Source organism: Bacteroides acidifaciens, from assembly GCF_903181435.1.
Taxonomy (GTDB): domain Bacteria; phylum Bacteroidota; class Bacteroidia; order Bacteroidales; family Bacteroidaceae; genus Bacteroides.
In genome coordinates, this window is sequence record NZ_CAEUHO010000004.1 from 272,885 (window position 1) to 286,693 (window position 13,809).

General features: G+C 38.6%; 10 protein-coding genes and 1 pseudogene. All 11 read right to left on the bottom strand.

Annotated elements, in window-relative coordinates; genetic code table 11:
* Positions 1-596: 596 nt before the first annotated feature.
* Positions 597-1,181 (bottom strand): annotated as a pseudogene (locus CLIN57ABFB40_RS20305) (RHS repeat domain-containing protein); the annotation flags it as partial.
* An 86-nt stretch (positions 1,182-1,267) separates the two neighbouring features.
* On the bottom strand, positions 1,268-1,981 hold the full coding sequence (locus tag CLIN57ABFB40_RS13170) for a hypothetical protein (protein ID WP_175630531.1): 714 nt from the start codon (positions 1,979-1,981) through the stop codon (positions 1,268-1,270).
* Positions 1,932-3,080, bottom strand: a complete 1,149-nt coding sequence (locus CLIN57ABFB40_RS20310) for an RHS repeat-associated core domain-containing protein (protein ID WP_254871774.1) — start codon at positions 3,078-3,080, stop codon at positions 1,932-1,934. Before CLIN57ABFB40_RS20310 ends, CLIN57ABFB40_RS13170 begins: the two co-directional genes overlap by 50 nt.
* Positions 3,081-3,119: 39 nt before the next feature.
* A complete protein-coding gene (locus CLIN57ABFB40_RS20315; protein WP_254871775.1) occupies positions 3,120-3,917 on the bottom strand; it encodes a hypothetical protein in 798 nt (265 codons plus the stop codon).
* A gap of 73 nt (positions 3,918-3,990) precedes the next feature.
* A complete protein-coding gene (locus CLIN57ABFB40_RS13180; RefSeq protein ID WP_175630532.1) occupies positions 3,991-4,173 on the bottom strand; it encodes a hypothetical protein in 183 nt (60 codons plus the stop codon).
* A 305-nt stretch (positions 4,174-4,478) separates the two neighbouring features.
* Positions 4,479-5,216, bottom strand: coding sequence for a hypothetical protein (locus CLIN57ABFB40_RS13185; RefSeq protein WP_175630533.1), 738 nt, complete (start codon positions 5,214-5,216; stop codon positions 4,479-4,481).
* Complete coding sequence (locus CLIN57ABFB40_RS13190; protein WP_254871776.1) at positions 5,213-9,220, bottom strand: DUF6443 domain-containing protein; 4,008 nt, start codon at positions 9,218-9,220, stop codon at positions 5,213-5,215. The genes CLIN57ABFB40_RS13185 and CLIN57ABFB40_RS13190 overlap by 4 nt, the downstream gene beginning before the upstream one ends.
* Positions 9,217-12,363 carry a hypothetical protein gene (locus tag CLIN57ABFB40_RS13195; protein WP_175630534.1) on the bottom strand — a complete coding sequence of 1,049 codons (3,147 nt, stop codon included), beginning with the start codon at positions 12,361-12,363 and terminating at the stop codon, positions 9,217-9,219. The genes CLIN57ABFB40_RS13190 and CLIN57ABFB40_RS13195 overlap by 4 nt, the downstream gene beginning before the upstream one ends.
* A gap of 112 nt (positions 12,364-12,475) precedes the next feature.
* Positions 12,476-12,571, bottom strand: coding sequence for a smalltalk protein (locus tag CLIN57ABFB40_RS13200; RefSeq protein ID WP_149932071.1), 96 nt, complete (start codon positions 12,569-12,571; stop codon positions 12,476-12,478).
* On the bottom strand, positions 12,568-13,131 hold the full coding sequence (locus CLIN57ABFB40_RS13205) for an N-acetylmuramoyl-L-alanine amidase (protein ID WP_175630535.1): 564 nt from the start codon (positions 13,129-13,131) through the stop codon (positions 12,568-12,570). Before CLIN57ABFB40_RS13205 ends, CLIN57ABFB40_RS13200 begins: the two co-directional genes overlap by 4 nt.
* A 99-nt stretch (positions 13,132-13,230) precedes the next feature.
* A complete protein-coding gene (locus tag CLIN57ABFB40_RS13210) occupies positions 13,231-13,734 on the bottom strand; it encodes an HU family DNA-binding protein (RefSeq protein ID WP_175630536.1) in 504 nt (167 codons plus the stop codon).
* Positions 13,735-13,809: the final 75 nt, after the last annotated feature.

Here is a 13,809-nt window from a genome sequence, read left to right on the forward strand (position 1 = left end):
GCTGATGTTCCAAATCGGAACCTTTCAGGGTGAAGAAACAATTCTGTCTGTATAATCTCTTTCGGAGATATACCTATTTTATCTTGTATAATTTTCTTGCGTTCTGAAAGCATTTCGAGACTTTCGATCAATGATTTTCCAGTAAAGTCGACTTCTCCTAACCCCTTTTCTATCTCCCTTGCTTTCATTTCGTAATCAAGTTGTTGCATAGCCAATTGAGGATCATCTATCACTATTTCCGTGCTATTTTGAACATTGCCATCTTCTCCATAACGCACAGTGCTAACAAGACTTATCAATTTTTCTCTGAATTCAATATAATTGCTTGTCAAATCAACAAAACCTGACAGCCACATTCCGAGCTCATTATTATTGCTCATCTGCACCTCATTACCACCCGGAGTATTAACCATATTTAAAATAGTCTGAGGTCCCATTCCTACAATCTGCCTTGTGCCATTTCCCCGATAAGTCATAGAAGTTTTTTGTACATAAGACTGCGGTCTCATTCCTCTTGGATAGAAAGCATAAGGATTGGGTCTGCCTCCGTTCCGATATCCTCTTCTCACAGGTGGATGTGTAGGTCTACCTTGTTTCCCGTCAGGGTCTATATATTTAACAGGGTTATCGAAACAATAGTTATACAGGCTTAACGAATAGAACTTCTCTGCCATCGGATCCACCGCATGCCATCTGCCAAGCGCTGCATCATACATACGCGCCCCATAATCATACCAATCAAGACCATTCTTCCTATCAAGTTCCTTGCCATTATACTTGTAAGGCTGAACAGACTGGGACGAAGCAAACGTACCGCCAAACGGATAATAATGATTAACCTCCTCTACGCTTCCATCCTCACTGACAACAACTCGATTGTTTCCCTGATGATCATGTATAAAGTAATGATACTTGTTGTCATTCAAAGACACATAGCCGGCTTCAGTCAACAAAGTCTTTGCTACTCCATTTTCATAGATCAAATTGCCGCAATAATCCGTCACAGTAGTGTCATTTCCTATTATGTGCGCAGTACGGAGTTTCCTGCCGTTCGCATCATACAGATAAGAAATACCATTACCGTCAGCAAATTCTATGCGACAAGGCAAATTTAAAGAATTATATTGAATATCAACAATATTCCTATTCAAATCTTTTGTCAGGTTCCCGTTGGTAACATATGAAAGAATATAAAATACCCTGATACAAATTGACTATTTTCTCAGTCAACTTATATCAGGGTAAGACAGATTTCTTTAAATTCAAGTTATTTTGGGTAGAAATAATAATTACCTTCAAAATCAGATATACAGATAAAGAAAGGCTCTCTTTTTTTTATCTCAATGACTTCACGGGGATAAACAATGGATTCTATGATTGATTTATCTTCAAACTCACCAAGTCTTCGTCGATAATCTGATAAAATCGGTATATATACAAAACGGCTATCTTTAAAATAATTATAAAGTTTACCTATCCAGTCTTTTCCTGAATTTCCCCAATGACGTAAAAAGGGAACAAAAACGGGATGTATTTTTGAATCTTCCACACTTTCAATTGAAGCCCAATAAGCAACAGTATCTTTTGGCGTGCTAAGGACCAAAGAACCATAATCTGTATATAAAGCAATCGAATCAGTACCATTAATCATTAAAAATCGTCCTATTTCTCCATAACTTGAGTTATCCCAATTCCTTTTATAATAATGTCGAGTGTTAGAACCGAACAAAAGAGGTTTGTCAGTATGATTCATGACAAAAAATTCAAAACTTACTCTGACGGGGATAGTATCGCCTTTCACTTTGTGCAACGCTAGAGGACGAAAATCACTTTGGACAACGGTCAGTATTTCCAGTCCTATTGATATTTCACTTTTTTGAGCATATGTATGCATTAGTAGCATAATAAAAAATGTGAAACAGCAAAAGCGCTTAATTATTCCTGTTGATATAAAACTCACGATTTCTTTGTTTGATTTCATTTTGTTGATATTTTGGCAATTTTTGAAACGTAGGATGATGCAACTGAGCATTATAACATTTCCAATGAGTTTTTCTTGTACTCCAGTTCATTATTCCATGTCCATAATATTCATGTACCCCTAGATAATTCTGTATACTTTCCACCGTATATAAGTCATGCTGATTAGAACCTTGTCCTACTGTGACCCTAATTTTTCCATCAACATACGATTGGTTGTATTTAGGTGCATATCTATGACCATCTGGATTATTATACCCTTTCCCAATAAACTCGTCTCCCTTCCTCACCACATTTTCTACAATCGACACTTCGCCATTATAGAGCTGTGACATATCAAGTCTAGTATCTGCACTTTTCTTTAGTACATCTGTATATATATGTGATTCGGCTGCTGATGTTAAAAGTTTATCTTTCATTAAAATTGTATTTTTATCTCCCTGTATATCTTTTGAATTTGCTATTCCATTTCTAGAGTTTTTATCAAAAACTTCTTTATCAGTGATATAAATATTTCCAGTAAATCCATATTCATCTACACCCAGGAACTGACCATTTGTTGTATAATAAGGAGATGTAAAAGTTCCATTGGGATCCACATACATTATGGGATTTCCTAAACAATAAGCATAAGACGACCAACTATAATATTTCTCCGCCAACGGATCCATAGAATGCCATCTATTCAATGTAGCATCATACATCCTCGCCCCATAGTCATACCAGTCCAATCCGCCTTTTCTATCCAGTTCCTTCCCGTTATACTTATAAGGCTGAACAGAACCGACAGAAGAAGCCATCAACCCGCCAAATGGATAATAGTCGTTCACTTCCTCCACGATACCGTCTTCATCGGCAACCACACGGTTGTTGCCCTGATAATCCTGAATGAAGTAATGATACTTATTATCGTTCAAAGAGACATAGCCACCTTCCACTAACAGCGTTTTGGGAGCACCATTTTCATAGATCACATTGCCGCAGTAGTCAGTTACGGTAGTATCATTCCCTATCACATGCGTAGCGCGAAGCTTCGTGCCGTTGGCATCATACAGATAAGAGATACTATTTCCGTTCTCAAACTCTACCTGACACGGCAAATTTAAAGAATTATACTCAATATCAGTAATCTTTTTGTTTTAATCTTGTATTAAATTTCCGTTCGCATCATAGGAGTATTCTGTAGAAAGGCTTGCTCCGTCTTTAAACTCCATTCCGTTGCCATAAACCGAATTGGTTGCATTGTCATAGACCAATTTCAATTGGTTACCCTCATACGCCAGGTTCAAGTTGTCTATCAAGCCATAAGTAGAAGCACCGGTTTGCCCGTAACGCAGCAAGCCTGTGATATTCCCGTTCTTATCATAACCGGTCACTTGTTCATTGAACCGGTCCGCATTAGCGGACAATGACGTTTCTTCTCCATATACGGCATCCGTCAAGCGTGACAGCCCGTCACAGGAATACTTATAACCTTTATCAGCCGAAGAGTCTCCTGTCTTCCATGTCATGCTATTGATATTTCCGTTGTAGCAAGGAACACCAACACCGTCCGTATAATATACCCTCTGGTTAAACAACGGACCGCTTATCCCTTTCATCCACGAGCGGACATTGTAGGCATAATCCGTCTTCAGATTCGAATTGCCGTTGCGCCTGTTGCATTTCAAACGTCCCAGTTCATCGTACTCATTGTCAACGAGCGTAGCACTGGGACCATCGTTCAACTGATGTACGGTCTTCAAAAGGCGTCCCGCATGGTTGTATGCATAATCATAAACCTCACTTTGGGTAGGTTTGTCTTTGGCAGAATGGATATATTTGCGTTTCAAAGGCTGTCCCGTAAAGTTGTAACACAAATATTCCTTTTCCAGCCCACCCGATAAGTGATTGCTAGATTTAGCTTGTACAATTCTACTCTGATGGTCGTAATACATAACACTGTAAAGATACTCGGGTGATGTGGAGAAATCATCCAATTATGCTGTAATGGTTCCTGTCAGCAACCCTTTACTGCTTGTCATATAACGCATCCGGTTCATACCCCACAGATGAATTGGTCAAGGTTGGAATGCCGCTGTATCCTGTGAAAGAATAATCATCATAATAGCTGACACCCAATACAACAGGACGCCAGTCACAACCCGAAAATTTCTTGGCAATACAGCGGTTACGCGAATCATATTGATACATATAGGCATAATCACGTAAGACCGGGCTGTCCGGTCCCGTGAAACTGAGCGAACCGCTTGCCGCAATGGATTACCTGTTGACATTAAAGGATAATCATCGTTCACTGTATGAAGATGTGAAATGTTTGAAAGAGATTGAAGTGAAATCTGAGAAATTATGAATTTCTGCTTTGTGCATGTCCTTGAAAGATATCGGCTTCCTGATAAGTTGATTTATTGGAAATATAAAAAAACACCCTGGTACATAACGATATTATCGTTTTTGTACCAAGGTAGATATTTGTTTACTCAAATGATATCCTTGTATTATTTATTTTTTATGAGACAATGTTCAGGCAAATTTGTTACAAATTGAATCATCTGAATATCTCGGTTTAAAAGAAAAGTATCTAAGGCACATCCTAATTTACTTAGATATGCGTTTGAATTTAGTCTGTTACCTGAAGGATAAAATACTTGATAGCCTTCATCTCTATCATATCTCAAAAGACAAGTTTGAAGTTTGCCTCGTTGCACAGAATCCGTTAAATATTTGTCACGTATTTCTTTTTTTACCGATAAAAAAGACTCTTCGTAATTAAAATCCTTACTATAGTTATTTGGAGATTTGTAGAAATAAGTAAAAAGATAACTTTTCTCTTTTATCATTTCACATAGTTCTATTTTAATCTTCATCCATTTTTTTTCTTTCCAAAGAATATCCATTGATTTATCTTTTTTTTCAAATGAGATATCATCTTTATATAGAGATAAATGGTGTAGCAAGCTTTCTCGTCCCGTCATGTCTTTCTGAGTGGCTTTTTCGAAATCATTAAATGATGCATATTTGTTTCCATTAGCATCGTTTATTATTCCCCAGCAATAATCATATAACTCTTCAATGGATGGGTATTTAAGATTCGCACGATAATACCATTTTACATGACTATATAAATCAAATTTGAAATCATAGCCAGGGAGATTGCTTTCTTTTGAAGGTAGACTTTTGCAACTGCACAAAACTAAAATAAGTCCGCTAAATATGTAAACAACAAATCTTTTCATTTTTTTCTGTTTAAAAATAACCGATTATATTTATTCATTAAAGTATTGGCTGCAGATTTGGAATATTTCAAATGAAGTATGTCAACTCCTTTTTTATTCATAAATCTAATATGATAGGATTTTTGACCGTTTGTCCAACCTCCAATATCTTTGGGCATATCTCTATCTCCAACCCAATTTTCCATATACGCTTTCATTGCAGCCTTGCTGCCTAAAACGTTGTATGTTCCGCTATTGCTACCTTCATATTCCACATTATATTCGTTTCTATGGGTATCGAAACCTAAATATTTGGAATCTTTAGATTCTACTCCTTCAATAGAAAAGTCTGTAGTCGGACTTCCAACATCTTCTCCTCCATAGGCAGGATTGGTATTTGTTTCACTAATAGCATTCTTCAAAATACCATTGTCTATTTTTTGATAAATAGCACCCTCAAAAGAATCTGCTACTTTTTTACTTCCGAACAGACTATAATAAATATTATTTTCAGTGTGAGTAACTCCTAAATATGTTCCGTTTTTCACTATCTTATTAAGTTCTTCTTGAGAATGGATATCCTCCCTATAAGAATATTGCCATATTCCCTCATCATTTTTCACCTTATACCAATCTCTACCATCAAGATCTATAATATTGATAGGATTATTGTTGCAATAAACGTACGGACTAATCGAATAATATTTCTCCGCCATCGGATCCATTGCATGCCATCTACCTAGTGCTGCATCATACTGTCTCGCCCCATAATCATACCAATCAAGACCATTCTTCCGATCAAGTTCTTTACCGTTATACTTATAAGGCTGCACAGCATTACTTACCGAACTTGATAGCAGACCGCCAAACGGATAATAATGGTTCACTTCTTCAACATTACCACTCTGGTCTACAACCACACGGTTATTACCCAAATGATCCTGGACAAAATAGTGATACTTAGAATCGTCCAGTGTAACATAGCCAGCTTCTGTAAGCAACTTGACAGGGGTTCCATTTTCATAGATCACATTGCCGCAATAATCAGTTACTGTAGTATCACTCCCTATGATATGTGTCGTACGAAGTTTTATTCCATCAGCATCATAAAGATAAGAAATGACATGACCGTTTCCAAATTCTATACGACTCGGCAAATTTAAACAATTATATTGGATATTCAATATTTTCTTGTTCAAATCTTTCGTCATATTACCATTTTCATCATATTCATATTCAGCTTCTTTGATTACTCCGTCTTTGAAATCAAAGCCATTGCCGTAAACAGAATTTGTAGCTCTATCTGATACTGATTTTAGTTGATTCCCATTATAGGACATCGCCAGATCATCTATCAAGCCGTATCCGGTAGATGAAGTCTGTCCGGAACGTTTGACCCCTAAAATATTACTCATCTTATCGTATCCGGTTACTTGTTCATTGAAGCGATTCTGATTTTGAACGAGAACACTGCCTTCTCCATACACCGCATTCGTCAAACGATTCAAATTATCATAAGTAAAGCGGTAGCCTCTCATTATATCATCTTCACCCGATTTCCAAACCATACTGCTGATATTACCATTGTAATATGGAATACCCGTTCCGTCCGTATAATGCAATACTTGCTCAAAAGTTGAACCTGTGATACCAGTTAGCCAACTGCGAATATTATACGAATAAGACGTATTCAACAGACCGTTATGGAACGTCTTCCGGGATAAGCGTCCCAAATCATCATACGCATTGTCAATAAGAGTCACTTCCTGAGCATCTCCCAAACGATGCAGCGCCTTTACAAGACGTTCGGCGTGATCATACTCATAGGTATAACTGTCACTCAAAATCTCATTTCCAGCCCCGGTCTGACGGTGTAAATGCCGCAAGGCGTTCCCATTAAAATCATAGGAAAAGAAATCACGGTCCATACCACCTAAATGGTTGTCAGAAACAGTTTGAGAAAGGCGACCACGATCATCATAATACATCACTGAGTAATTGTAGGGAGAATCCACTCCATATTCACCATTACGATACTGATCGTATGTATCCGTATGCAACTTAGCTATTCCTGTCAACATTCCTTTAGCACTGGATGACGTAGCGGCAAAACCTTCTTCACGGGTATATCTAAATTCATCTCTTGCCAAAAGATCTGTCCGATACATAAAGTCATAGTTATCATAATAATTGATTACCTGAACTAATGGTTTCGGCCCCACTAATCCTGCCATAAGACTTCCACTGAACTGGTACCCCCCATATTCAGTACTTCCTACGTATTGACAAACATACCAATTCGACAATCCACTAAAAATAGGTTTTAAATAAGGATTATCAAACGGATCAATCGCAACTTTACATACTCCCTGCAAGCATACACGACCGAATGCATCCGGAATACTAAATTTCCATTCTCCTCTTTTACGTTCCTCGCCATTCTGGCTAAATATAAGATTGTTGTTTACATTATAGACATAGTATTCCCATGAAATTCCTGGAAGCTTTTTAGCCATGAGGTTTCCCGCCACATCATATTTATATAAATATCCATACATATCGAGTTTTTCTGCAGGAATATTACCTACACTCAACTGATCGGACAATGCAGGAGGAAGAACAGCACAGAGTTTTCCCAAATCATCATAAATATAGTAAGTATCCGACAATTGCTTATCCCCTTTCAGTCTTGATTCTATACGACGTTCCAGAACGGTTCTTTCCAAACGGTCTTTAAATTCAAACAAAGTGACTCCATCTTCATCCTCTGAGCGCGTAACAAGCAAGCTTCCATTTTCATACTGTTTACTTACACTAATATTTAATGCTTCTCTTGCCCCATTGATCAATTGAAAACCGAAACAACCTAAAGTATCATAACCAGCGATATTAACGTACTCATCTATTTTCAATGATCTGCCATTTTCACGCCATACTCTCCCCGGATTATGCTGTTTAATTACTTTTTCCAAAGGAGAATTTTCGTAGGTAAAGGTTAAATACGGATAAGCATCTCCTCCATAAGTATTGCGTGCCAATTCTCCACAAGAAGCTACAGATATGAAATCACCTGTGTTTTGTGTCGTTACAGCTGGCAACCATGTATTGGCTTTACGCCCCCACCCATCATATTCTTGTAGGGTTACTAAATCTTTATGACTAGGACTCACACCTTGTTGTACCGTTTCTTTCGAACGCCCCAGCCCATCATAGTAATTTACCACAAGCATACCTTCTTCCTTATTTCCTGTCCTACTCTTGAAAACAGAAACAGCATTTTTGCCAAAACGTTCGGGCAATAGATCATTTCCCCAATTTATTGCAGGAAAAGGAATAGCCGGCATCGGCTGTTCTTCCGGAGCAAGTCCTTTTGTCTCTATTGACAGAGTCATGATATAAAATAAAGGAAGTGGTCGAATTGAGTCCATCGGCAAGACCGGATCTATTGGCGGAAAAGGATCAATCGGCGGAAAAGGCTTTATTGGTTCATGCGGGTCGATCGGTTTAATATCAAAAGTATTAGTTTTCAATACACTTGCAGCATTCACACCATTATCATCAGGAACAAGAATATCTTTGTTCTTTTCTATTACAGTCGATGTCAAACAATATGTACCGGCAAATAACAAAAGAGTATCAGTAAAACTCACTGATGATAAAGAATCCGGATCAACACTTTTCGCATTCTGATAATACACCTGATTAGTGAGCAAATTATCATCTGTTATTTTTAATTGACATTCCAATTGTCCCGGAATTTTCTCCATTTCCATTCCCATAGTGAAATAATTAGACTTAAAAGAAATATATAATGGTTCTTTCACACGAAACAAGTAGTTTGCGCAACTCACTGACGATGTATCAGAAATATTTATATGGTCCAGATGTTTTGTTTTAACCATATCCCTCTTCAACGTGTCATATTCGAGCTTACCTATCTCATTCTGCAAAGAATTCTGCGCAGGTATTTCTATCGAAAATCCTGATAGCAAAATTAGAAGTAATATTATTTTATGCAATTTCATAGTTGTCCTCCTTTCTCTATGGCTACTTCTCCACTTTCAATCTTGGAGCCATAATAATAATTGTAATCATATATATTTAATATCCGTTTTTGATAATCTCCATCTTTAAATTCCATAATATAATTCTCTGTCAGGCGACCCAGAAAATCATATTTATAAAACACAGTGATTCCATTAGGCTTTGTTTCTGAGACCAAACGCAACTCATTTGTATATTTGTAAATATAGAAATGAGTTCCGGATATCTTATGCCTGATATTTTCTATTTTTAGCAAATTAGTTCCAGAGATATCGGATGAAGAGAAATCCTTCACATTCATTCCCAATGCTTCTTCCACTTGATTAAGAGTGGCATTTTCTATCCGTGATATTAACCGTTGACCTTCAGCTCCCCATATCAATACAACGGGCGTTGACTCTTCGTGAAGATATATAGGATTCCCATAACCATCCACAGCTTGCACAGTGTAATGTTTATGCACATAACCATCTCTATCTGTACTAATCTGCTTTATATAAGGTATAGGACCCATATACTGATATACCTCTTTTAAATAAGAGCTGCCTGTCTGTTCTTTTTTACTAGAAACCGGAGATAGTATATGTGCTTCTTCCATCCATTTATATTCCGGTAAAGTTGCAGCATAAACATATTCTGTCAGAGTACTTTTTCCATCGCTGTTTCTACCGGCTATTTGGCTTAACTGCTTATACTTATTATATTGATACGCCTTTTCTATAACAAATGCCGTATTTCCCGATTGAGGATAAAGAGTTTCTATAACAGAGTCGGTCAGATAAGCATGTGTATATGTACGAGTTAAAGTCCCCACTTTTCCTAGCATGAAATTGTCTAAATCTGTACAAAAGAACAACACCATTTGATCAGCTGTTACAAATGAGCCTGGAGTTACCTCTTTGTATCGGTAATTCACCTTCTTTCGCAAACGATCATTGACATCATAGTATTCTTCAGACAGCAACTTTCCTCTCTCCATAGAACGACTGCTAAATGGCATTGTATAGGAGTTCCCTTCAAACATAGAATAAAAAGCAAGCTCGTCATAATGAGTATTACCATAAATATCCTCATTATAGTTAGAGTAATGACGCACAATATAACCTTGCGACTTATTATCTTTGTCGAACGCTTCTTCAATCACACAAGAATAACCTACATCCGGTGTATTCAGATTAGTAACTGATGGGAAAAAACCTCCCTTTGATTTGAGATATAACGATATTGCATTCTTAGGATCAGGCTCCTTATCTCCATCCTTAAGAGTATACACCATCTCATTAACAGGAAGACTTTTCAATATTCCACTACTTTTTCCAAATCGGTCACGAGTATTCGAATAGTAATATTGCTTGGCACCGAGTACATTATCTTCATTATCCAGATTGGTAATACGCCGAATACGCAAACCGCCTGCAGTACCACTTTTGTCTGTTAATGACATCAAAGAAGGAGCTACCACTTTTGAATAGTTGTTCAATTCATATTCAAAACGGCTTTTTCCACCTGTTGGATAAATGACTTCCGTCAAGACCTCTGCCAAAGTATATTGCAAACTACTATAAGTCTGAGAGAAATTAGGTATCTCGGCAAAAACAACACTTCCTCCTGTATAATATCCCCACGAATCGGCAATCGGGCGTACATAATCATTTGGCATACGTTTTTCCGAATTATAAAGAAAACGATATTCAGGTACGCGACCTCCGGTCAAATTCTCAGGTATATTATACCAAGTAAGAAAATAAAATCCATGTGGGTGCCATACATAATTAGGGATCAAATCCGGATTCCCTGAACGTTCCGTAATTAAAGACAATTTAGTACGATTATTCCTTGCATAGTCAAAATATATAGTTTTCAAAGCCTTGGAGTTCTTTCCTTTCACATAAATACAATGAAGAATTTTATGTTGTAGTTTTGATTTAATCGATTGACGCAATGTTGCCTGATCGGTATTATCAATTTGGTTTCCTAAAAATAGAGTAAATTGATTAGCCGGGTCTTCAAAATTCATGTTATCTATATCCTGACGGTCATAATTTGCATTGTCTTTCCATGCCAAATAACTATCAACAAACTTATCTCCATATCCGTATTCATTGTAATAATTGAATTCCAATATCTCGTTAGGTGTTTTTATAGTCTTTAAATTAACTGGGAAAAGCAGATACCCAGTCATCCCTGAACGCCCACTTTGTATACCACTATAAGTGCATGGTATGTTGGTCACCACTTTCTGTTGGGGTACATAACGAAGATCACACATGATAGCTGAAGTGTCATAACTGAATTCTATTACCCGCTTGTCTACGGTCGTTATTTTGGACAACCTCCAGGTAGTAGCTATTAAATCACTGTTATAGCGGGCATAATAAGGAATACTATATTCAGTAGCGTTGATTCCACCAAATTCATACCTGCATCCATCAGGAGTAATCAGCGTAAATTTATTGAAAAAACGATTGTTTCTTGTGCTTGCTCCCCATCTCCTTACATCAAGACGTTTTCCGACTTCCGACAAACTAAGAAAGCCTTCCCCATCAACAGGATTAAATTCCACACGTATATCCTGATCAGAAACAACATTCCACTCTCCATTACCGGCATAGTAGAAATTTCCAGAATAACCACAAACACTAAACGAAAATTCGTCAGCAGTTAATTCATAATAATCATTTTCCGTGCTTTGTATATGCATCGTTTCTGCTTTAAACTGTTCATTACTGATATTTTTCAATTTAGAAGCATGTGCATAATAACCCGGAGCATATCCATTTGATTGACATTTCTCATCATACATTCCACGAACAGAACGTGTAATATAGCCGCCTGCTATAAGATTCCATCCAAGTCCAAGACAACCAGACTGGGAATTAGGCTTTACCGAAGCCAAATGATAACTTGCAGCAAGTGGTAACGAATAGTTACCAGCTTTCAATTCATAAATAGGCACGGATATATCCGGAACTCCCGTATATAAACTAACTGGAACTTTTCCATATTCTCCCAAACCGGCTATTTCCGGACTGGGTACATTTTTAATAGGTATTTGTTGCTGACCTATACAGTTGAAACTGAATATTGCCAGAAAAACAAATACTGATAGTAGTCTTTTTTTCATATTCTTTGATATATAATAGTTTCTTAAATAAAATCACAATACTAAGAAACTCCCTGCCCGATAAAGTAGCGCGCATATTCCCATGACAGGGAGTTCCCGTTAATTACTTCTCTTACAGATTCATCGCATTAGCGCCCAAAACGCCTGCCACGGCCGAAGCCACTGCGATAACCACTTTCAGGATCATATCCCATACGGATTTCTTCATTGCCATAATTTACCTCCTTTCTGTTCTTTTATGTGTTGTGTTACTCTGTGTTCGTCCATGTTCTCCGCCTGTGCTGTGGATTCTCCGGAATCCTTGAATTCCTTATAATTCTTGAACTCCTTGAATTCCTTTGCCACATCGAAGCACGGACACTGTTTAATCCACTCTTCCGGTTCTATCTCACCATTCCCATTGAGATCCGGCGAGAGGTCGCGGTGTCCGCACACCCGACAGCCGGGGAATCTCTCCTGTAGCTGCCCGACGAGCAGCCGGAGCGTGGAGCGCTGTGCCGGAGTCCGGGTATCTGCCGGGCGTCCCCGGCAGTCCAGACCGCCTTCATAGCAGATACCTATCGAGTGAGCGTTGAAGCCTTTCACGTGGGCTCCGATGCGTTCGAGGGGACGGGTGAGGTGCAGCGTTCCATCCTTGCGGATGTAATAATGATAGCCTGTTCCGTTGAACCCGCGACGCCGGTGCATCAAGTCCAAAGCTTCCGGTGAGAGTGTACAATCCCCCCGCGTGGCGCTGCAATGCACCACGATTAAATTGATAATTCGCATGTTAGTGGATAATCAGCTGTTAGTCCGGCCGGAACTTTACTGCTTAGTTTAATCTAGTTTAGTCAGTCATTCGTGTTTGTGTTGTGATATACAGGCAGTCTATGCTGCCGGATCCGGGTCCGGTGTTTCCCCGCCGTCAGCTCCGCCACCGTCGGGGTTACCGCTATTTCCGCCATCCGAAGCCGAAGCATCGGCACGGTCGAAACGTACGCATCGTGCGCCTGTCACCAACGAACGGGTAGCCATGGTGCCATCCAGATGACGAGTGGAGCAAGGAAGAAAGCGGACTGTCAGCGAGGCCTGTGAGGCGGAGACTTCGTCGGCACTCTCGACGCCTTTGCCATTCGACTTCATCACCAGGCGGAACGTGCCGAATCCGTCAAGCGTCACGCTCTCCGATGACTGGAGATGCTGGCTGACTACCGTCACCAGGTTGTCCAACGTATTCTTCACGTCACCCGGAGAAAGGGATGAATAAGCCGCTATCTCTTTAGAGAGTTGTGAAGTACTTACATTACCTGTGCGAAGCACACGGGGATAAAACAGTTGTTTTCCGTTTTTGTCTTTCAGAACGGACTGAAATGAACCATACAATACTGGCATAATCGTGATTTTTTGTGTGTTAATTAATTCTGTTAGTTTAGTTATGTCTTTAAGCTTATCGACACTACAAAGATA

Coding starts and splice junctions, on each gene's coding strand:
- CLIN57ABFB40_RS13185 (WP_175630533.1), bottom strand. CDS start 5,216: ATGAAAAGATTTGTTGTTTACATATTTAGCGGACTTATTTTAGTTTTG.
- CLIN57ABFB40_RS13195 (WP_175630534.1), bottom strand. CDS start 12,363: ATGAAAAAAAGACTACTATCAGTATTTGTTTTTCTGGCAATATTCAGT.
- CLIN57ABFB40_RS13170 (WP_175630531.1), bottom strand. CDS start 1,981: ATGAAATCAAACAAAGAAATCGTGAGTTTTATATCAACAGGAATAATT.
- CLIN57ABFB40_RS13200 (WP_149932071.1), bottom strand. CDS start 12,571: ATGAAGAAATCCGTATGGGATATGATCCTGAAAGTGGTTATCGCAGTG.
- CLIN57ABFB40_RS13210 (WP_175630536.1), bottom strand. CDS start 13,734: ATGCCAGTATTGTATGGTTCATTTCAGTCCGTTCTGAAAGACAAAAAC.
- CLIN57ABFB40_RS13180 (WP_175630532.1), bottom strand. CDS start 4,173: ATGTATCAATATGATTCGCGTAACCGCTGTATTGCCAAGAAATTTTCG.
- CLIN57ABFB40_RS20315 (WP_254871775.1), bottom strand. CDS start 3,917: ATGTATTACGACCATCAGAGTAGAATTGTACAAGCTAAATCTAGCAAT.
- CLIN57ABFB40_RS13205 (WP_175630535.1), bottom strand. CDS start 13,131: ATGCGAATTATCAATTTAATCGTGGTGCATTGCAGCGCCACGCGGGGG.
- CLIN57ABFB40_RS13190 (WP_254871776.1), bottom strand. CDS start 9,220: ATGAAATTGCATAAAATAATATTACTTCTAATTTTGCTATCAGGATTT.